At 62.4% G+C, this 19491-nt stretch carries 17 protein-coding genes; 6 read left to right on the top strand and 11 right to left on the bottom strand.

Annotated features, from left to right (window positions below; translation table 11 throughout):
* Positions 1–1120, bottom strand: a 1120-nt coding sequence (locus PSTU_RS0109940; RefSeq protein WP_019340886.1) for a 3-hydroxyacyl-CoA dehydrogenase, incomplete at its 3' end; no start/stop codon positions are given.
* A gap of 102 nt (positions 1121–1222) precedes the next feature.
* Between PSTU_RS0109940 and PSTU_RS0109935 the strand changes: the two genes are divergently transcribed.
* Positions 1223–2137 (top strand): LysR family transcriptional regulator, encoded by a 915-nt coding sequence (locus tag PSTU_RS0109935; RefSeq protein ID WP_036992947.1) that lies wholly within the window; start codon positions 1223–1225, stop codon positions 2135–2137.
* Between the two features lie 585 nt (positions 2138–2722).
* Here PSTU_RS0109935 and PSTU_RS0109930 read toward each other — a convergent pair.
* Positions 2723–3145 carry an HPF/RaiA family ribosome-associated protein gene (locus PSTU_RS0109930; protein ID WP_019340884.1) on the bottom strand — a complete coding sequence of 141 codons (423 nt, stop codon included), beginning with the start codon at positions 3143–3145 and terminating at the stop codon, positions 2723–2725.
* Between the two features lie 267 nt (positions 3146–3412).
* On the opposite strand from PSTU_RS0109930, the gene PSTU_RS0109925 reads away from it, so the two are divergent.
* Positions 3413–4120: a succinate dehydrogenase iron-sulfur subunit gene (locus PSTU_RS0109925; RefSeq protein ID WP_019340883.1), complete on the top strand. Its 708-nt coding sequence runs from the start codon at positions 3413–3415 to the stop codon at positions 4118–4120.
* A gap of 75 nt (positions 4121–4195) precedes the next feature.
* On the opposite strand, the gene PSTU_RS0109920 is transcribed toward PSTU_RS0109925, so the two are convergent.
* Positions 4196–4783, bottom strand: coding sequence for an Sbal_3080 family lipoprotein (locus PSTU_RS0109920; RefSeq protein ID WP_019340882.1), 588 nt, complete (start codon positions 4781–4783; stop codon positions 4196–4198).
* 376 nt (positions 4784–5159) lie between these two features.
* Between PSTU_RS0109920 and PSTU_RS0109910 the strand changes: the two genes are divergently transcribed.
* Positions 5160–5354, top strand: coding sequence for a hypothetical protein (locus PSTU_RS0109910; RefSeq protein ID WP_019340880.1), 195 nt, complete (start codon positions 5160–5162; stop codon positions 5352–5354).
* A 27-nt stretch (positions 5355–5381) separates the two neighbouring features.
* On the opposite strand, the gene PSTU_RS0109905 is transcribed toward PSTU_RS0109910, so the two are convergent.
* On the bottom strand, positions 5382–7016 hold the full coding sequence (locus PSTU_RS0109905; RefSeq protein ID WP_019340879.1) for a methyl-accepting chemotaxis protein: 1635 nt from the start codon (positions 7014–7016) through the stop codon (positions 5382–5384).
* Between the two features lie 325 nt (positions 7017–7341).
* Between PSTU_RS0109905 and PSTU_RS0109900 the strand changes: the two genes are divergently transcribed.
* Positions 7342–9363 carry an FIST N-terminal domain-containing protein gene (locus tag PSTU_RS0109900; RefSeq protein WP_019340878.1) on the top strand — a complete coding sequence of 674 codons (2022 nt, stop codon included), beginning with the start codon at positions 7342–7344 and terminating at the stop codon, positions 9361–9363.
* Positions 9364–9379: 16 nt separating this feature from the next.
* On the opposite strand, the gene PSTU_RS0109895 is transcribed toward PSTU_RS0109900, so the two are convergent.
* The 5 genes from PSTU_RS0109895 to PSTU_RS0109875 form a co-directional block, all read right to left on the bottom strand.
* Positions 9380–11305 carry an ATP-dependent DNA helicase RecQ gene (locus tag PSTU_RS0109895; RefSeq protein ID WP_019340877.1) on the bottom strand — a complete coding sequence of 642 codons (1926 nt, stop codon included), beginning with the start codon at positions 11303–11305 and terminating at the stop codon, positions 9380–9382.
* A 281-nt stretch (positions 11306–11586) separates the two neighbouring features.
* The gene (locus tag PSTU_RS0109890; RefSeq protein ID WP_019340876.1) at positions 11587–12189 is read right to left on the bottom strand and encodes a nitroreductase family protein; all 603 of its coding nucleotides are present in this window, start codon (positions 12187–12189) and stop codon (positions 11587–11589) included.
* A 256-nt stretch (positions 12190–12445) separates the two neighbouring features.
* Positions 12446–13987, bottom strand: coding sequence for a phosphoenolpyruvate carboxykinase (locus tag PSTU_RS0109885; protein WP_019340875.1), 1542 nt, complete (start codon positions 13985–13987; stop codon positions 12446–12448).
* A 154-nt stretch (positions 13988–14141) separates the two neighbouring features.
* Positions 14142–15035 (bottom strand): Hsp33 family molecular chaperone HslO, encoded by an 894-nt coding sequence (hslO, locus tag PSTU_RS0109880; protein ID WP_029404707.1) that lies wholly within the window; start codon positions 15033–15035, stop codon positions 14142–14144.
* Positions 15036–15168: 133 nt separating this feature from the next.
* Entirely contained in the window at positions 15169–15564 is a 396-nt protein-coding gene (locus PSTU_RS0109875) for an RNA-binding S4 domain-containing protein (RefSeq protein WP_019340873.1), read from the bottom strand.
* A gap of 102 nt (positions 15565–15666) precedes the next feature.
* On the opposite strand from PSTU_RS0109875, the gene PSTU_RS0109870 reads away from it, so the two are divergent.
* Together PSTU_RS0109870 and rimK are read left to right on the top strand one after the other, a co-directional pair.
* Positions 15667–16134: an ATP-dependent zinc protease gene (locus PSTU_RS0109870; protein ID WP_019340872.1), complete on the top strand. Its 468-nt coding sequence runs from the start codon at positions 15667–15669 to the stop codon at positions 16132–16134.
* Positions 16131–17036 carry a 30S ribosomal protein S6--L-glutamate ligase gene (gene rimK, locus PSTU_RS0109865; RefSeq protein WP_019340871.1) on the top strand — a complete coding sequence of 302 codons (906 nt, stop codon included), beginning with the start codon at positions 16131–16133 and terminating at the stop codon, positions 17034–17036. Before PSTU_RS0109870 ends, rimK begins: the two co-directional genes overlap by 4 nt.
* Before the next feature lie 127 nt (positions 17037–17163).
* Here the strand turns inward: rimK and PSTU_RS0109860 are convergent, their stop codons facing one another.
* Positions 17164–18483, bottom strand: coding sequence for an ATP-binding protein (locus PSTU_RS0109860; RefSeq protein ID WP_019340870.1), 1320 nt, complete (start codon positions 18481–18483; stop codon positions 17164–17166).
* Positions 18484–18579: 96 nt separating this feature from the next.
* Positions 18580–19314 (bottom strand): two-component system response regulator OmpR, encoded by a 735-nt coding sequence (gene ompR / locus PSTU_RS0109855; RefSeq protein WP_019340869.1) that lies wholly within the window; start codon positions 19312–19314, stop codon positions 18580–18582.
* Between the last annotated feature and the right edge of the window lie 177 nt (positions 19315–19491).

Here is a 19491-nt window from a genome sequence, read left to right as displayed (position 1 = left end):
GGGGGGCCCCCCCCTGCCGATCGGCCCAGGTCATCGGCCCGCCGACTTCGGCCGGGAAGCCATAGCCATTGAGATAGACGGTGTCGATGTCGGTGCTCGACTCGGCCATGCCTTCCTGCAGAATCTTCGCGCCTTCGTTGACCAGCGCCAGCAGGCAGCGCTCGAAGATTTCTTCCGTGCCGATGTCACGACGCTGGAAGCCCAGGCGCTCGGACTCGCGTTGCACCAGCGCGTCCACTTCCGGGTCGTGTTCGGCTTGGCGGCTGCCCTCGGCGTAGCGGTAGTAGCCCATGCGCGACTTCTGACCGAAGCGGCCCAGCTCGCAGAGGCGATTATCGATCTGCACCTCGGGCTCGTCCTGACCTTTGCCGGCCAGCTCGCGGGCGCGCCATTCCAGGTCGATGCCGACCACGTCGTACATGCGGAACGGCCCCATGGCGAAACCGAAGCCCTGCAGCGCAGCGTCAACCTGATGCGGATAGGCGCCTTCGAGCAGCATCATCCGCGCCTCGCGCACATAGGTGGCGAGCATGCGATTGCCAATGAATCCCGGGCAGTTGCCAGCGACCACACTGACCTTGCCCATGCGTTTGCCCAGCTCGGTGGAGGCGTCGAGCACGGCTTTGGAGGTCTTCGCACTGCGGACGATTTCCAGCAGCTTCATGATGTGCGCCGGGCTGAAGAAGTGCAGCCCCACCACCTGGTCCGGGCGCTTGGTGACGGCAGCGATGGCGTCGATGTCCAGTGCCGAGGTGTTGCTGGCCAGGATGCCGGCAGGCTTCACGATGCCGTCCAGCTCGCGGAAGATCTTCTGCTTCAGCTCAAGGTTTTCGTAGACCGCCTCGATCACCAGATCCACACCCGCCAGCGCCTGATAGTCGGCCGCCTTGTTGATGCAGGCGCGACGCGCCTGAGCCTGGGCCTCGTCGATGCGGCCCTGACGGACGTTATGGGCGTAGGTGTCGGCGACCACGCCCAACGCTTGCTCGAGCATCTCGGGATTGTTGTCCAGCCACAGCACCTGCACACCGGCATTGGCCAGGCTCATGACAATACCGCGGCCCATGGTGCCCGCGCCGATGACGGCGGCGGTCTGGATATCGAAGCGGGTTTGGCTCATTGCAGCTGTCCTCGTCGCAAGGCGGAAAAAACTGGAGACCAACCATAGACGAAGACGCTACTATTTTTGAAATTTAGTCTTGTGATGTTTCAGATTCATCAGATGAATATCTACAACTTCGACCTCAACCTGCTCCGCGTACTGGACGCCCTACTGCGCGAACGCAACGTCTCGCGCGCCGCCGAGCGGCTTTCGCTCAGCCAACCGGCGGTGAGCAATGCGCTGAGCCGCCTGCGCGAACTGCTCGATGATCCCCTGCTGGTACGGGTCGGGCGCGCCATGCAGCCGACGCCGCGCGCGCTGAGCCTGGAAGTGCCGATTCGCGATGCGCTGCAGCAGATCGAACACACGCTGAACGCCGGCGATTACTTCGACCCCGCCACCAGCCGCCAGCGCTTCGTCATTGCCGTGACCGATTACGTCGAGCTGATCTGCATGCCGGCATTGATGGCACATCTGGCGCGCGTGGCGCCGGGGATTCAGCTGGCGATCGAGCACCTGACCCCGAGCCTGCCGGCAGCGGCCCTGGATGATGGCAAGCTGGACCTGGTGCTGGGGCGTTTCGTCGAGGTGCCGACGCGTTTTCATACGCGCCGCTGGGCCAGCGAGACGCTGCAGGTCGCGGTGCGCAACGGACACCCACTCGTTGGCGGCACGCTGGATCTCGATGGCTTCCTGCGGTTGCGGCACCTCTGGGTCCATGGCGGCCAGACGCGTGGCATGGTCGATCAGTGGTTGGAGGAGCAAGGGCTCAGCCGCGACGTTGTCTACACCACGCCGAACTATTTGCAGGCTGCTCATATCGTGGCACGGAGCGATTTGGCCGCCGTGCTGCCGACACAGCTGGCGCGCTACTTTGCCGAACTGCTGCCACTGCAACTGTTCGACCTTCCTTTCGATCTCGGGAGCTTCCGATTGGATATCGTCAGCGTCGCTCAACGCGAGCGCGATGCGGCCCTGCAATGGTTGATCGAGCAGATTGTCGCGGTAGGTGGGAATAGCAGCTTGCCGCGGTAAGGCGAACGGGTGTGACGTGACACCATCCGCGGAGCTTGCCGGAACGGCATGGCAGTCCCGCCGGTCTTCGCCGGGCAACAAAAAACCCGCCGAAGCGGGTTTTTCCTGACCATCCGAATCCTTCCGGGTGCCGTCCTGGCGATGGTCGATCCTCCTTGATCCTGAGCGCGTCCTGCGCTTCAGAGATGGGTATAGATTAAGCTGCGATTGGCGTTGGCTAAATAGCTGATCGCTGCGATCCATGTAAGCCTTTCGCCATGAGCGCAACCTGCGCGCCGTTTCGCTGTCTCATCGCGCCGGTTAATTCAGACACGCCGGGTCGGAAAAGCAAAAACCCGCCGAAGCGGGTTTTTCTGACCTGTCCGAATCCTTCCGGGTGCCGTCCTGGCGATGGTCGATCTTCCTGATCCTGAGCACTTCCTGTGCTTCAGAGTGGGCATAGATTAATTACTCCCGGCTCGGAGCTGTAGCGCTGATCCGCTCAGATGTGTGTAAGCCTTTGGCTATTCATCCATGCGCGGCGCTGATATCTTCCACGGCAATCTACCTCCATCGCCGGTGCGGACCTGTCCGAGCATGGGCAAATCAGTCGTCGCGAGCGTCCTGCTTTTCCAGGAACTCTTCTTCGAGCATGGCGTCCTTCACCGCCTGGGGCGATTCCTCGCGCAGCGGGTCGTTCAGCTCGCTGCCCGACAGCACTCGGGTGTCGAGCTTGCCCATCAGATGCTCCAGGGCATGGCGCATCTTTTCCGAAGCTCCATCCACAGCGAGCTGAAGGGACTCGGCCTTGTGCGTCACCGATACGGCCTGATGGCCCTTCGGGCGCGCTTCGATCTGGCAGCGCTTGTCGTCAGCGCCGGCCTTCTGCGCATTCTCGTCGCTGACGTGCACTTCGATACGGGTGAGGAAATCGTCGAAGCGCTCCAGCCGCTCCTCTACGGTCGAACCGACCCATTCATGCAGCTCGACACTGCCGGGGATGTGGTGGCTGTTGACTTGAACATGCATACGACTACTCCTGATTGATGACGTACCTACTAAGGTTCGAGGCGTCTTTACCGCCGAGGTTCAGCGGGGCTTGGGTCTGCCCCGATTGTGGCCAGAGCTATCGCCAAGCCGGGTGACCCAGGTCAGCGAAGCGGAGCGACCGGCGGTGAGAACTGGAACGACGAGGCAAAGCCGTTATAGTGCTCGGGTGTGTTTTCAGGCTTGACCATGTGCCGCACCGGGGCGCGCGTCGCTGCGGAGTCGGCTTCTTACCGCCGGGAGAAACAGATGCTTGATGTCCAGGTGTACCGCTATAACGAAGAGCAGGATTCAAAACCCTACATGCAAGCCATGCAGGTCCCAGACAATTTCCGTGAACGAATGGTGCTGGACGTACTGGAATTTCTGCGCGAAGTGGATCCCTCGCTCGCTTATCGGCGCTCCTGTCGCGAAGGCGTTTGTGGCTCGGATGGCATGAACATCAACGGCAAGAATCGGCTGGCCTGCATTACCCCGGTTACGGAGGCGCTGGGCGGTTCCGGCAAGCTGGTTATCCGCCCGCTGCCCGGCATGCCAGTGATACGCGATCTGGTCGTGGACCAGAGCCTGTTTTTCAAACAGTACGAGCGGGTCAAACCCTGGCTGATCAACGACGAGCCGGCGCCCAGTATCGAACGATTGCAATCGCCGGAAGAGCGCGCGCAACTCGACGGGTTGTACGAGTGCATCCTTTGCGGCTGCTGCTCGTCGCAATGCCCGTCCTGGTGGTGGAACCCTGAAAAATACATCGGCCCGGCGGGTCTACTGCAGGCGTGGCGCTTCATCGTCGATAGCCGCGACACTGCTACAACCGAGCGGCTGTCCGATCTCGACGACCCCTTTAGCGTCTTCCGCTGCCGCAGCATCGGTAATTGCAGCTGGGTCTGCCCGAAAGGCCTCAATCCGATGGGCGCGATTGGCCACATTCGGCGTGAGCTCATGCAGCAGGGAACCTGAACGGTGTAATTCTATTCCTTGCCTCGTTCCTCCTGCCGGGCAAGGAATGCTCCAAAGCGAGAGAGGGCCTGCATCTCACTCGTCCATCAACTGCCGATAACGCCGTTGATATTCTTCATAGGACAGCCCTTCATCCATCAGGCGTTGCAGTTGCTGCTGCCGGTAGGCTTCCCGACTCAGTGGCGGCGCTCCGTCAGCTAGGGTCGGGGCGGAAGCACGCCCCAGGTCAGCGGCCCCGTTGGGAAACAGCTGCCCGGTCAGCTCGGCAATCTTCTTCTCGGCGCTGATGAACTTATCCAATCGCCCAGCACCCCAGCGCGCGTCGTATTCCGCCTGGCCGACCTGACGGCCTTTCTCGTAGACGCGGATATCAGCGTATTTCATGTACAGCGCCAGATCCCAACCCCAACGGCCGATGAAGGTCGTGGCGAGCGTACAACGATCGGGACTGCTACCCGGTGTCATCAGTCTGGTGCGGAAACCTTTCTCCACCAGCGAGGCGTGGTAGGCGCGGGTAAAGCCTGCACGCAGATTCGGCGCCGGAATCATGCAGATCTCCGGTGCCAGCTCAGCGGACAAAGCTGCGGGGGTAACGTTCTGCTTGATGCTGCAGCCGCTGATGGCAATGGCGGCAATGAGCGTTAAGGACGATGCGGCGCGCATGGCGACCTCCGTGTCAGAAAGGACCGGCAGTTTGCCACTACCCGCTTGGGCAGAGGTAGAAAACAGCTCTACCGCCAACCGCGCCTGTTCGGAATGCAGGAAGGTGCTGATGGTGGCCAGCATCAGCCCAACCTGCCCGAACAGGACCAGCCCAAAGCGTCGGCGGATGCCGAGACCAAAAGCTTTGCCGATTGTCGCAGCGCTGCGATGACGGGCGCAGTGGACCGGCCGTCACTGCGCAAAGGCAGTCGACGGGGCAGGCGCTACAATAGTGGCATTATGATTCCATTTCGGGTCTACTTCGCCGCGCCGAAATGGCACGCGCCGGCTCCGCTCCGCCAAATCAGCCGCAGCTTGCCACCTTGACGAGATAACGATGCACCCGACCTCTTCACGCCCCAGCGGGCAGCCGGTCAGCGCAAAACCATCGAAACGGCAACGCCGACGGCAGCGCCTGATCAGCCTGGCCTATGCGCTCGGGTTGTTGCTGATATTTCTGCTCAGCCTGTTGCTGTTACCGGACGACACCGGGCTGGGCAAGCTGTTGTGGGGTGCCCACAGAGCCGGCTAGCCGAGCGCCACGTAGCGCGGAGCCATGTCAGACCTGAAAACGCCCGACCAGCGTCGCCAGGCTTTGCGACAACCCAGACAATTGCTGACTGGCCTGCATGCTCTTCGAGGAATTGGCTGCCGCGTCATTGGACAGGTCACGTATATCGCTGATGTTACGGGCGATCTCCTCAGTCACGCTGCTCTGCTCCTCGCAGGCCGTGGCAATCTGCGCCGCCATGTCATTGATGCGCTGAACCGCTTCTGTCGTGTCGGACAACACCTGATCGACTCCGGTCGCGCGCTCCACACTGTCGCGCGCCTTGCCACTGCCGGCGTGCATGGCTTGCACAGCCTTGGCAACGCCGCTCTGCAGCCGCTCGATGCGTAGCTGAATGTCCTTGGTCGAGTCCTGGGTACGGCCCGCAAGCGCCCGCACCTCGTCCGCCACCACGGCGAAACCGCGACCCTGTTCGCCGGCGCGGGCAGCCTCAATGGCGGCGTTGAGCGCGAGCAAGTTGGTCTGCTCGGCAATGCCGCGAATCACTTCGAGCACCGCACCGATGCTGGCGGTCTCTTCAGCCAGTGCCTCGATGCTCTGCGAGGTGCTTTCCACCTCCTGAGCCAGCTGGCGGATCGACTGGACGGTACTGCTGACCACGACAGCGCCCTGGCTTGACTGTTGTTGCGCATCCCGCGCCGCATCGGAAGCGTTCTGCGCGTTCAGCGCAACTTCATGCACCGCAGCGCTCATTTCCGTCGCCGCCGTGCTGACCTGGTCCACGGCGGCATGTTCGCTGCTGATCAGTTGATCGTTCGTCGCCGCCATCCTGGCCATATCACGCGCCGCCGCGTCGACTTCCGCTGTGACCCGGCCGACTTCGGCGATCAGTGGCTGCAGCTTGTCGAGAAAACGGTTGAAGGCGTTGCCGAGCTGGCCCAGTTCGTCAGCCGAGCGGACATCCAGCCGGGCGCGCAGGTCGCCGTCGCCCTCTGCAATCTGCTGCACACGCTCGAGCAAACGACGCATCGGCCGCAGCACCACCAGTGGCAAGCCGAGTATCAGCAGGGCACAGCCGAGTAGGCCGATCACCAGTACCGTGATTTGCTGTCTGGCCGTGGCAGCACCTTCGACGATGGCCGCCTCGCCTTGCGCATTCGCCGCCTGGTCCTCCAGCTCCCCAAGCTTGTCGATTGCATCGCGCATGGCATCGAAGCGCGCCTCGCTGTCGCCGAAGCTGAGGGTACTGGCGCCCTGCGGGTCGATGTCGATCTGCTCGATCACTCGCTGCGAAACCTCTGCCCACTGTTGAAAGCCACGGTTGAATTGCTCGACCAGCGCCAGCGCTTCCGAACTTGGCTGCATCGCGGCGTACTGCTGCACCCGGTCGTAGGCCTGCTTGAGGTTTTCCGCATGGCTGGCCCTTAGCGCCTGGACGTGGTCGCCCGCATCGCTGTCGAGCAGGCTGCGCTCCGCGACGAAGGCCTGATACAGGTCACGGTCGGCATTGAGCAGCAGACCGATGGCGGGCAGGTGTCGTGTCGCCAGTTGCTGGCTGGAGTCGGCCACGTGGTCGACGCCGCGCATGCCGACGACGCCCATCAGCACCAGCAGCAGGGCCAGCACCGTAATGGGCAGGGCAATTTTCCAGCGAAATCCGAGATCGGTGAAAAAGCGAGACATGGCGTCGCTCCTCGAGAGGCTTTCCTTGCTATCGGCCGCAACAACTGCGGCAACAGGTCGCTGGTCGGCAAACGCCCAACTGCAATCGGCGCCCTTGAACCGCATCAACTGGATGTCGCCACCTCACCCCGTACTTCCGGATGAAGACCATGGTGGCATGGCGATCTGTGCTCCGGCGGCCGATAACGTGGTTGGCGGTAACGGCGCCGAACGGGCATGCAGCTCGCAGCCCAGGCGATGACAAAACGTAGCCTCTGATCAACGGCTGATCAGTGCGGGAGTGGCCGAGTTGCCCGCTTCCTTTCCTCTAGCGCGAGTAACGCCCATGATTTCGCTCTCCCGATTCAAGCCTGACCACAGGCAATCCACCGGCACGGCAAGTCTGCTCTGCTCGGCTCAGCAGCTGGCTCAGCAGCTGGCCGCCCTGCGCTTCAACCCGACCTACATCGCCGGCTTCGTCTCGCCGCATGTGAATCTGGATGACGTGGCAAGACAGGTGTCGCAGCGTTTCCCACAGGCAACGATCAGCCTGTGCACCACGGCGGGCGAGCTCTCCAGCGAAGCCCAGCGGCTCTACTGTGCCACCGGGGCTCAATGGGATCGGGTGGTGCTGCAGCTGTTCGATGCCAGCGTCATCGCCGCCGCCGAGATCGTCCGTGTGCCGCTGGAATGCGAGGACATCCGCGGCCAGGGCCAGCGGTTGCCGATGGGTGAACGCATCGCGCGCCTCACGGCGTCGATCAAGCGGGTGCAGGTGTCGATGAAGATCGATTACCGCGACACCCTGGCGAACATCTTCTTCGACGGCCTCTCCGCCTCGGAGTCGTTTTTCATGGAAGCGCTCTATGAGTCCGGGCGTTTTCCCTGCCTGTTCGTCGGAGGTTCGGCCGGTGGCAAGCTGGATTTCCAGAAGACCCAGCTGCACGACGGCAAACGCAGCTACCAGAACCATGCGCTGATCGTCTTCCTCAAGTGCGCGCGGGATGTGCGCTTCGGCGTGTTCAAGAGCCAGAATTTCGAACCGACGCCACTCAGCCTGAGCGTACTCAGCGCCTCTCTCGAAGACCGCTACATCAGCCAGGTGGTGGACTCGCGCGGCAACATCCGCACCATGGTCCAGGCCCTGTGCGAGGCGCTCAAGAGCGCGCCGCAAGAACTGGAGCAGCGGCTCGCCGACTATTCCTTCGCCATCCGCGTCGGCGAGGAAGTCTTTGTCCGCTCGATCTCGCAGATCGACTTCACCAACGAGCGCGTGCACCTGTTCTGCGACGTCGCGCCCGGCGAGGAGCTGATCATGGTCAAGCGCACGCCGCTGGCCGAAACCACCCGCCGCGACTATCAACAGTTCATGCGCAACAAACCTGGCAAGCCGCTGGTGGGCATCCTTAACGACTGCATCCTGCGCCGGCTGAACAACGAGCAAGCACTGGCCGGCATGGACCCGGTGTTCGATGACGTACCGGTGGCCGGCTACTCGACCTTCGGCGAGATCCTCGGCCTCAACCTGAACCAGACCCTGACCGCGGTGTTCTTCTTCCGCACCAACGGCAAGGACGAGTTCCACGACGAATACACCGATAACTTCATCGCCTATCACGGCGAGTTCAAGGCGTTCTTCCTGCGCCGGCAGATCAAAAAGCTCACCGGCCTGAGCCAGGTGGTGGTCAAGCAGATCGAGCAGTTCAAGCGCCAGGACTACAGCAGCGCGGTGGACGTCAGCGGCCTCGACGAACACATCCGCCCGGTGTTCCGTGGCCTGGCCGATCTTGGCCAGGTGCTGTCCCAGGCCGACCATGAGCGGCAGTCCATGTCCGAGCAGCTGAGCCAGTGCGCCAACGAGCTGCACGGGTCGATGGACGACCTGACGCTGAACATCAACCAGCAGGGCTCCGTCATCGAACAGGCCGGCAGCTCGGTCAAGCAGATGGTCCACCAGGCCGACGAAGTGGTCAGCAGCGCCCGCGATCTAGCGCAGTCCAGCCAGCGCATCCAGTCGGTGGTGCAGACCATTCAGCAGATCGCCGGGCAGACCAACCTGCTGGCGCTCAATGCGGCGATCGAGGCGGCGCGCGCCGGCGACATGGGCCGCGGCTTCGCGGTGGTGGCCGACGAGGTGCGCAAGCTGGCCGAAATCACCGGCAAGAACGCCGAGGAAATCGGCACCGACATCGACCGCCTGGCCAGCGAGATTCGCGCGGTGGCGCAACACATCGAGACCCAGTCGGCCGGCGTCGGCTCGCTCACCGTCTTGCTGGATGCGCTGGAAAACTCGAGCAACCTCACCGCCGGTACTTCGAGGCAAACCAAAGGCGTCGCTGACCGGCTGATCGGCCTGACCGCGCGCTGAGGCGCTTCGCCGATGGCTAACGCGTCAGCCGCGCGCGAACCTCGGCGTAGGGATAGGCCTCCAGCGAGGCGAAACCAGGGAGCTGCCGCGCCTTGAGCCTGGTGAACACCGGTACGCTGATGCCGCAGAGAATGCGCGTCAGGCATTCGGCGCTGGGCACGCCGCCCTTGAGCTGCGTGTAGCGCTGACTGAAGTCGGCGCAGCGGGCATCGATATCCATCTCGCCCAGCGGCGCCAACGGCGGCGGTTCCGGTAGTTGCGCGACCTGCCCGTGACAAACCGAGCAATGCCCGCAGCGCTGCGGTGCCTGATGATCACCGAAATAGGCAGCCAGTCGCTGGCTCAAGCACTCGGCGGATTCGAACAGCGCCAGCATGTTGTCGATGCGGGTGATTTCGCTCGCTTCGTGCTGCTTGAAATAGGCATGCAGTTCGCCGCTCAGGACTTCGGCGTCGAAGCGCTGATCGAGCAGCGCATAGACCTCGGTCATCTGCTTGCTCTCCAGCTCGATCCAGCCCTTTTCCTGAAAGTACTCCAGCGCCTTGACCACGCGAGCGCGGTCGGCGCCGTGCTGCTGATAGAGCGCGTCGAAATCCAGCGTGCACCAGGTTCGCGCCCGCGCCGAGGTCTGCACGATGGCCTCAACGAACTGGCGCCGCTCGCCGTCGAATTTCGCCACCAGCGCCTCGGGTTCGAGCAGGTACTTGAAGCGGTACTCGGCGAAATAGGCGAAGCGTGGCGCGATGATGCCGCGCAGCTCCAGCTGCACCAGCAGGGTTTTCAGCGGCAACTGTCGGATGTTGCTCTGGTCCGACAGCTGGTTGAGCATCAGTTCCCACTGCCCGCCGGCGCCGGCCTGCAGCAGCTCGTCGAGCACGCAGCGGATGCCCTCGCGCTCCGGCGTATCGCCATAGACGAAGTTCTGCAATACGTTGAGGCTGTCACGGTTGGCCAGCACCAGGCAGTCGGACGGCCGACCGTCGCGCCCGGCGCGGCCGATCTCCTGGCTGTAGTTCTCGATCGACTTCGGCAGGTCGTAGTGCACCACGTTGCGGATGTCCGCCTTGTCGATGCCCATGCCGAAGGCGATGGTGGCGACGATGCAGTTCAGCTCGCCGGCCATGAAGCGGCGCTGGATCGATTCGCGCAGCTCGTGGTTCATCCCGGCGTGGTAGGCACTGGCCGGGAAGCCGCGCTGCGCCAGGTGCTCGGCGATCTGTTCAGCGGTCTTCTGCTGGGTGACGTAGACGATGGTCGGTTGGCCGCTCTTGTCCGCCAGCCATTCCACCAGTCGCCGTTGTTTGTTGAAGCCGCTGACCGGCTCCACCAGCAGATTCAGGTTGGGCCGGTAGAAACCGGTGGTCACCACGTCATTCGGCGCGATCGAGAACTTGGCCTGCATGTCGGCAATCACCGGCGGTGTCGCCGTGGCGGTCAGCAGCAGCACCTGCGGGATATTGAATTGGCGCTGGTAATCGGGAAGATTGAGGTAGTCCGGGCGGAAGTTGTGCCCCCACTCGGAAATGCAATGCGCCTCATCGACGACCAACAGCGAGATCGACACCTGGCTGATGAAGTTTCGAAAGCGCTCGTTCTTCAGCCGCTCCACGGAAATCATCAGGATCTTCAGCTCGCCGGACTTGGCGCGGGCCATGGTCGCGCTGGCCTGCTCGCGGCTTTGCGCCGAATCGATACTGCCGGCAGCGATGCCGTGCCGGTGCAGAAAAGCCAGCTGATCCTGCATCAGTGCCAGCAACGGTGAAACGACCACGGTCAGGTGCGGCAGCAGCAACGCCGGCAGTTGGTAGCACAGCGACTTGCCGGAACCCGTGGGAAAGATCGCCGCCGCCGAGCGCCCTGCGACTACGGCGCGAATGGCCTGTTCCTGGCCGGGACGGAAGCCGTCATAGCCGAATGTCTGTTTAAGCGTCTGCTCGATCATGCTGAGTCACTCCTTTGACTGGAGGCCGGAGGGTAGCAAAAGGAGGGAGACGGTACTGCAAAGCGGCCGACACCTGGGCCAGCCGTCGGGAAAACACAATCAGCGGTATGCGTACCGGCGTGAGCGCGGTGCCTGACGGGTCGCGAACCTAGGCGAGCCAGGCGGTATCGCGCGTGGAGCGGGGCGTGGAAAACGCCCCAGCGCCACGACCCGCACAGCTATCGTCGCGTAAGGCAGCGGGCCGAGCGCAACGACGCAGCTCGCGCTCTTCACCCGGCAAATCAGAAGCGGTCGCGGATGATCACTTCGTCGAACGGCAGCTTGCCAATGCGCGGCTTCGGCTCGACGGCCCGCTTGCCCACCGCGACCATCAGCGCGATGACGTGGTTGTCCGGCAGGTTGATCAACTTGGCCACTGCGTCAAAATCGAAGCCATCCATCGGGCAGGAATCCAGGCCCTTGCCACGCGCAGCAAGCATCAGCGTCTGTGCCATCAAGCCGCAGCTGCGCATGGCTTCGTCACGCTGAACCTGTGGCTTGTCGCGGTAGTAGTTGTCGATGGCGCCTGCCATGTAGTCCTGCACCTCGCTCGGTGCGCCTTCCCAGACGCGGCGGACGTTCTTTTCCCAGCTGTCGACCTGCGCGCAGACCACCACCAGCATCGAGGCATCGGTCATCTGCGCCTGGTTCCAGCCCACCTCGCGGATCTGCGCGCGCAGCGCAGGATCACTGACCTCGACGAAGCGTACGTGCTGCAGGTTGAACGCCGAAGGTGCCAGCAGCGCCAGCTGAAACAACTCGTCCTTCTCTTCGCGGCTGAGCTGAAAGCTCGCGTCGTAGGCCTTGACGGCGCGGCGGGTCTGGATGGCTTCTTCGATCTGCATGGTGTGGCTCCAATAGGCTTTAAAGGTGGCCGTCATCCTATGCGCCAACAGGCACCGAATCCATCCATCATGATTGATGGAAGTTATCGACCGAACCGATGAAGGATTCAGGTTCAACCCCTCGCAGTTAAGGGCCGCCGCGCTCGCAGCCAACCCCTCGAGAACGACCGTAGCCCATCGGGTGCGTTGAAATGGCAGGAAGACGCCCACAAAAAAGCCGCCCGAAGGCGGCTTTTTTGTGGCTTGGCGCTACGGCTTAGAGCTGCGGGCCAGCGGCCTGGATGGCGTCGGAGACGTCGAACTTCTTGAAGTTCTCGATGAACTTGTTCGCCAGCTCCTTCGCAGCCTCATCGTAAGCATTGGCATCAGCCCAGGTGTTGCGCGGGTTGAGCAACTGGGTATCGACGCCCTCGACGGCCTTCGGCACGTCGAGGTTGATGATCGGTAGATGCTCGGTTTCAGCACCAGCCAATGCACCGCTCTGGATTGCAGCGATCACCGCACGGGTGGTCGGGATGTTGAAGCGCTTGCCGACGCCGTAGCCACCGCCGGTCCAGCCGGTGTTGACCAGGTACACCTTGGAGCCAAACGCCTGAATGCGCTTGATCAGCAGCTCGGCGTAGACACCGGCCGGACGCGGGAAGAATGGCGCGCCGAAGCAGGTGGAGAAGGTGGACTTGATGCCGCTGCCCGAACCCATTTCGGTGGAACCGACCAGCGCGGTGTAGCCGGACAGGAAATGATAAGCCGCCTGCTCTTCATTGAGGATCGACACTGGAGGCAGAACGCCAGTCAGGTCGCAGGTCAGGAAGATCACCGCGTTCGGCTCACCACCCAGATTCTTCTCTGAGCGCTTCTCGACGTACTCCAGCGGGTAGGCGGCGCGGCTGTTCTGGGTCAGGCTGTCGTCGGTGTAATCAGCAACACGCTCGTCGTTGAGTACGACGTTTTCCAGCACGGTACCGAACTGGATGGCTTTCCAGATCACCGGCTCGTTCTTCTCGGACAGGTCGATGCACTTGGCGTAGCAGCCGCCTTCGATGTTGAACACCACGCCCGTGCCCCAACCGTGCTCGTCGTCGCCGATCAGATGACGCGATTCGTCTGCCGACAAGGTGGTCTTGCCAGTGCCGGAGAGGCCGAAAAACAACGTCACGTCGCCATCGTCGCCAATATTGGCGGCGCAGTGCATCGGCAGTACGTCTTTCTCCGGCAGCAGGTAGTTCTGCACCGAGAACATCGCTTTCTTCATTTCGCCGGCGTAACGCATGCCCGCGATCAGGACTTTCTTCTGCGCGAAGTTGATGATCACGCAACCGTCGGAATTGGTGCCGTCGCGCTCGGGCACGCACTCGAAGTTGGCCACGTTGAGTACCTTCCACTCTTCTTTGCCGGCCGGGTTGTAGGTTTCCGGGTTGATGAACAGTTGGCGACCGAACAGGTTCTGCCAAGCGGTGGCGGTGGTCATCTTGACCGGCAGGTAATGATCCTCGGCGGAGCCAACATGCACGTGAGAAACGAAGAAGTCCTGGTCGCGGTTGAATGCCTCGACGCGATCCCACAGCGCTTCGAACTTGTCGGCCGGGAACGGACGGTTGATCGGCCCCCAGGCAATGGAGGCCTGAGTGCTGGGCTCCTCGACTATATAGCGGTCAGCTGGCGAACGACCGGTCCGGTGGCCGGTTTTCACGACGAGCGCGCCAGTGGCGGCCAATTCACCTTCACCGCGCTTGATGGCTTCTTCGACCAGTTGAGCGGTGCTGATATCGATGTACACGGCGTTAGTGGCTTGCGTCATGAGTTTCCCGTCGGCCCTGGGCCGATTCCTCCATGCTGTTGTAGCCCACGGAGCAGTGGACTACACCGAAAAAAAGTGCGCGCAATTATGACAGAAATGACGCTGCGCTGGGTATGAGGGCGTAATGGCGAAAAGGTTCTACGCCCCCTTCCTTTTAGTGGCGCGTACCGGAGGGGCCAGTCGTCCCAGCACCCGCGAACAGTTGCGCGATGTCCGCTGCATCAAAGCGGTAGCTGTGATTGCAGAATTGGCAGTCGATGGTAATCGCCCCGCCCTGCTCCTCCAGCAGTCGTTCGGCATCCTGCTGACCCAGGCTGACCACCGCGTTGGCCGAGCGCTCGCGGGAGCAACTGCAGCGGAAGACAATCGAGCGCGGTTCGAACAGACGCACCTGCTCTTCATGATAGAGGCGATGCAATACCGTCTGGGTGTCGAGGCCAAGCAGCTCTTCGGCGGACAGCGTATCGGCCAGGGTCCGCAGATGCTGCCAGCTGGCTTCACGCTCTTCGCCGTCGCGGATCCGATCGGCCGGCAACTGTTGCAGCAACATGCCACAGGCGCGACGCCCGTCGGCGGCTAACCAGAAGCGCGTCGGCAGCTGCTCCGAGGAAGCGAAATAGTTGGACAGGCTATCGGCCAGAGTCACACCGTCGAGCGCAACAATGCCCTGGTACCGCTGCCCGTTGGCCGGGTCGATGGTCATCGCCATAACGCCATCGGGCATCAGTTCCGAAAAGGTCGCACCGGGTGTCAGTAGCGCCTCGTCATAACGGGCAATGCCGCGCACTTCCCGATCGCTGGAACATTCGACCATCAGCAGCGGCACCGCCCCGGAAGAACGCGCCTGCAACACCATCAGACCATCGAACTTTAATGTGCCGACCAGCAACGCCGCTGCGGCGAGGAGTTCGCCGAGTAACTGAGCGACCGGTTCCGGGTAGCTGTGCTTGGCCAGGACCTCGGCATAGCTGCGCTCAAGCCCGACCCATTCGCCGCGCACGTCGGTGTCATCGAAGAGAAAGCGTTGGGTGTAATCGGTATCGAGCATGGGCATGACCAGAGCAGGTGGGCGATCAGGCCGGTAAGACGACGCGGGGCTCGGCGAGCCTTACGTTTTGCCGGTGCCTGAGAGAAGGGACCGCATTCTAGGGTGAAAGTGGCGACCGTCCAACCAGGCGCATTCAACCGGCGTCGGAACGAAAGCGCTGCAAGGCGCGGCGTTGCTTCTTACTGGGTTTACCGTCGGTTTCCACACCCAGGCTTCCGGCTTTACGCATGGCGGCGGCGCTTTCGCGGCGGGACAGGCTTTCGGCCGTTTCTTCATAGAGCAGTTGCGCCTCAGGCGCGCCCTTGCGCACCGCCGACAGCGCACGGATCACCACCGTGCGCTCATCGAAGCCCGCACGAATCACCAGCTCTTCGCCAAGCTTCGGCTCCTTGCTTGGCTTGCACCGCTCACCGCGGCAGTGCACCTTGCCACCCTCGATGGCCGCCTTTGCCAGCGCCCGTGTCTTGAAGAAACGTGCCGCCCACAGCCACTTGTCCAGACGGACCTTGCCGTCATCTTTCTCACTCATCATTCAACTCTGTCTGGCGTCTCGTTGTCATAGGTTGGAACAGGGAGATGCGGTTGTCATGCAGCCTGTCTAGAATGCGCGGAAATTTACTGGATACACTTTTTGAACAGTCCCGACCTCCAGACAATCATCGGTTTGCGCGAATGGATCGCCCTGCCCGAGCTCGGTGTGGTCGGCCTGCGCGCAAAGATCGATACCGGGGCCAGCACGTCCGCATTGCATGCCACCGATATCAGCGAATTCGAACGCGGCGGCAAGCGCTGGGTTCGCTTTACCGCACACCTCGGCACGCTCGTACAGCGACGCCATCGCTGCGAGGCGCCGGTCATCGCACGCAAGACGATAAAAAGCTCCAACGGCCATGTGCAGACCCGCTATGTAGTTCGCACACTGCTGGCGCTGGGCACGCATCTGTGGCCCGTGGAATTTACCCTAACCTGTCGCAAGACCATGCGCTATCGCCTGCTGTTGGGATCAAAAGCCCTGATGGATGGCAAATGGCTGGTCGACCCCGCACGCACCTACGTGCAGGAAAAACCCCAGACTCTTACCTCTCCCGGTGCCCAATGAAAATCGCCGTGCTGTCGCGCAATCCACGTTTGTATTCGACCCGCCGTCTGGTGGAGGCCGGCCAGCAACGTGGCCATGAGGTGGTCGTCATCGACACGCTGCGCGCCTACATGAACATCGCCAGCCACAAGCCGCAGATCCACTACCGCGGCCGCCCTCTGGAAGGCTTCGACGCGGTGATTCCGCGGATCGGCGCCTCGGTCACGTTCTATGGCTGCGCCGTGCTGCGCCAGTTCGAAATGCAGGGCGTGTTTCCGCTGAATGAATCGGTGGCCATCGCCCGCTCGCGGGACAAGCTGCGCTCGCTGCAATTGTTGTCGCGCCGGGGCATCGGCCTGCCGGTGACCGGCTTCGCTCACTCACCGGATGACATCGCCGACCTGATCCAGATGGTCAACGGCGCGCCGCTGGTGATCAAGGTGCTCGAAGGCACCCAGGGCATTGGCGTGGTCATGTGCGAAACCGCCACCGCCGCCGAATCGGTGATCGAAGCCTTCATGGGCCTCAAGCAGGACATCATGGTGCAGGAATACATCAAGGAAGCCGGCGGTGCGGACATCCGCTGCTTCGTCGTCGGCGACAAGGTAATCGCCGCCATGAAGCGTCAGGCCAAGCCCGGCGAATTCCGCTCCAACCTGCACCGCGGCGGCACCGCCAGCCTGATCAAGATCACTCCGGAAGAACGGATGACCGCCATCCGCGCGGCCAAGGTGATGGGGCTCAGCGTCGCCGGTGTCGATATCCTGCGCTCCAACCATGGCCCGCTGGTGATGGAAGTGAACTCCTCGCCGGGTCTGGCCGGCATCGAAGAAACCACTGGCAAGGATGTGGCCGGGCTGATCATCCAGTACCTGGAAAAGAACGCCGGCCCGCACCTGACACGGACGAAGGGGAAAGGCTGAAGGCTGAAGGCTGAAGGCTGAAGGCTGAAGGCTGAAGGCTGAAGGCTGAAGGCTGAAGGCTGAGCAGCGTGTGAGCTAGCGCTAAACCTTCGTCAAGCTTTCCAGCCTCAAGCGCTCTTATCGGCGCTTATGGCTTTATCGCGTCCCTCGGCAACAACAACCCCAATGGCAGGCTGACCCGCGCTTCCAGCCCGCCACCTTCGCGGTTGCGTAACTCGATCACCCCGCCATGTTGCGAAGCGATCCGCTTGACGATCGCCAACCCCAAGCCGGCGCCCTGCCCGCCACGAGCCTTGTCGCCGCGGATGAAGGGATTGAATATCTCGCCGAGCTCCCGCGGATCGATACCGGCACCTCGGTCGAGCACGCTGAGGACCACATAGGGCGCGTTACTGTCGCCCGAGACATGGGCGGCAACCTCGACCGCATGTCCGCCGTAGCGCAACGCATTTTCGATCAGATTGACCAGCAGCCGCTTGATCGAAACCCGCCGCAACGCCAGCTGCGGCATCGGCTCGACACACAGGCGAACGCTTTCTCCGTACTGGTTGTAGGGCGCCACGACTTCACGCACCAGCTCACCCAGATCGACACTTTCCACCGGCTCGTCACTGCCGTCGCGGACAAAGGCGAGAAATTGGTCGAGGATCGCGTTCATGTCCTCGATATCGCGAACCATGTCTTCGGTCAGCTCGGCATCGCTGGTCATCAGTTCGAGGGACAGCCGCAAACGTGTCAGCGGCGTGCGCAGGTCATGGGAAACGCCGGCCAGCATCAGCTCGCGCTCGCGGCCGGCTTGCTCGACGTCCTCGGCCATCTGGTTGAACGCGCGATAGACCTCGGTCATCTCGCTCGGCGTGTCGCTGATGGGCAAGCGCACGCTGCGCCCCTTGCCGATCTGCCGCGCCGCGTAGACCAGGCGCTTGAGCGGCAGGTTGAGCTGGCTGACGAAGATCCACGCCGCCGCGGTGGACAACAACCCAATCCCGAGAAACCAGCCGAGCACACTCCAGATCCGTTGCCCGCGCAGCGGATAGGCGTACAGCGGCACCTGCAGCCAGTCAGGGCCGAGCTCCGGCGCACGTACCCAGATCGCCGTCTGCGGCTGGATACGCACGCGCACTTCGGTGTTCTCACCCAGTTCGGTTTGCATCTGTCGCTGGAAGATTTCGGTGTAGGGCCAGTGGTACTCGCTGGGCGGCACTTCCTCGGCACTGACCCGCTGCAGCCCGGCCGCATCAGCAATACGCTTGCGGTTCTCCTCGTCGGCCGCCCAGTAGGCGCGCAGAGTCAACGCCGCGCCGTGGCTGTACTGACGATCGACCATCACGTCCTCGTTCATCATCAGGTACACGAGCATCAGCACCTTGGAGAACAGCACGACGATCAGCACCATCCACAGGGTGCGAGCGAAGAAGCTTTGCGGGAACCAGAGCGGAGTTTTCATCTAGCCCCAAGCCTCAAGTTAAAAGCTGCAAGAAAGGCACCTGGCCGCAGTGCCTTTGCGCTTCTGCTTGCAGCTTGAAACCTGGAGCTTGCGGCTTCACTTGTTGCCATCTGGCACGAATACGTAACCCACACCCCAGACGGTCTGGATGTAGCGCGGTTTGGACGGATCCGGTTCGATCAGCCGGCGCAGTCGGGAAATTTGCACGTCGATGGAGCGCTCCAGCGCATCCCACTCACGACCGCGGGCCAAATTCATCAGCTTGTCACGGGTCAGCGGCTCGCGGGCGTGCTGGACCAGGGCCTTGAGCACCGCGAACTCGCCGGTGGTGAGCATGTGCACCTCGTTACCCTTCTTCAGCTCGCGGGTGCCGAGGAACAGCTCGTAGTCGCCAAAGGTGACGGTCTCGTCGTCGCTGCCCGGCGCACCCGGCACCTGTGGTGCCTGGCGACGCAGGACGGCCCGAATCCGCGCCAGCAACTCGCGTGGATTGAACGGCTTGGCCAGGTAGTCGTCGGCGCCCTGCTCCAGCCCATGAATGCGGCTGGCCTCATCACCTTTGGCAGTGAGCATGATGATGGGAATCTGATTGCCGCCCGTGCGCAGCCGGCTGCACGCGGAGAGGCCATCTTCGCCGGGCATCATCAGGTCCAGTACCACCAGATGAAACAGCTCGCGGCTAAGCAGACGATCCATCTGTTCGGCACTTTCCACGGTTCGCACACGATAGCCCTGCTCATCAAGAAACCGCTCGAGCAGACGCCGCAAACGGGCGTCATCGTCAACAATCAGGATCTTTTCGCCTTCGTTGGCGGGCGCAGTGCTGCTCATGGAAACTCCCCGAATGATCGACGGCGCATTATGCGCGCAGTGGATAAATGCAACTGGAAGCCATTGTTAGCAGATTTTGCGGCGGGAAGCCGAGCGCCGAAGGAATGAGTCGGCAGCCTAGCAACCAGCTTTTTCGTCAGACTGCCCGCCTCAAGCCTGCCGCTGCCCTTATAATCG

Source organism: Stutzerimonas stutzeri SDM-LAC (assembly GCF_000235745.1).
Taxonomy (GTDB): Bacteria; Pseudomonadota; Gammaproteobacteria; order Pseudomonadales; family Pseudomonadaceae; genus Stutzerimonas; species Stutzerimonas stutzeri_H.
The sequence above is the reverse complement of the archived record's forward strand: the minus strand, read 5'-3'. Positions and strand labels throughout refer to the sequence as shown.

Bases quoted from the DNA above. Each gene is read 5' to 3' on its own strand.
- PSTU_RS0109875 (WP_019340873.1), bottom strand. From the start codon at position 15,564: ATGAGTGAGAAAGATGACGGCAAGGTCCGTCTGGACAAGTGGCTGTGG.
- PSTU_RS0109935 (WP_036992947.1), top strand. From the start codon at position 1,223: ATGAATATCTACAACTTCGACCTCAACCTGCTCCGCGTACTGGACGCC.
- PSTU_RS0109910 (WP_019340880.1), top strand. From the start codon at position 5,160: ATGCACCCGACCTCTTCACGCCCCAGCGGGCAGCCGGTCAGCGCAAAA.
- ompR (WP_019340869.1), bottom strand. From the start codon at position 19,314: ATGAGCAGCACTGCGCCCGCCAACGAAGGCGAAAAGATCCTGATTGTT.
- PSTU_RS0109930 (WP_019340884.1), bottom strand. From the start codon at position 3,145: ATGCATGTTCAAGTCAACAGCCACCACATCCCCGGCAGTGTCGAGCTG.
- PSTU_RS0109895 (WP_019340877.1), bottom strand. From the start codon at position 11,305: ATGATCGAGCAGACGCTTAAACAGACATTCGGCTATGACGGCTTCCGT.
- PSTU_RS0109860 (WP_019340870.1), bottom strand. From the start codon at position 18,483: ATGAAAACTCCGCTCTGGTTCCCGCAAAGCTTCTTCGCTCGCACCCTG.
- hslO (WP_029404707.1), bottom strand. From the start codon at position 15,035: ATGCTCGATACCGATTACACCCAACGCTTTCTCTTCGATGACACCGAC.
- PSTU_RS0109900 (WP_019340878.1), top strand. From the start codon at position 7,342: ATGATTTCGCTCTCCCGATTCAAGCCTGACCACAGGCAATCCACCGGC.
- PSTU_RS0109925 (WP_019340883.1), top strand. From the start codon at position 3,413: ATGCTTGATGTCCAGGTGTACCGCTATAACGAAGAGCAGGATTCAAAA.
- PSTU_RS0109890 (WP_019340876.1), bottom strand. From the start codon at position 12,189: ATGCAGATCGAAGAAGCCATCCAGACCCGCCGCGCCGTCAAGGCCTAC.
- PSTU_RS0109885 (WP_019340875.1), bottom strand. From the start codon at position 13,987: ATGACGCAAGCCACTAACGCCGTGTACATCGATATCAGCACCGCTCAA.
- rimK (WP_019340871.1), top strand. From the start codon at position 16,131: ATGAAAATCGCCGTGCTGTCGCGCAATCCACGTTTGTATTCGACCCGC.
- PSTU_RS0109905 (WP_019340879.1), bottom strand. From the start codon at position 7,016: ATGTCTCGCTTTTTCACCGATCTCGGATTTCGCTGGAAAATTGCCCTG.
- PSTU_RS0109920 (WP_019340882.1), bottom strand. From the start codon at position 4,783: ATGCGCGCCGCATCGTCCTTAACGCTCATTGCCGCCATTGCCATCAGC.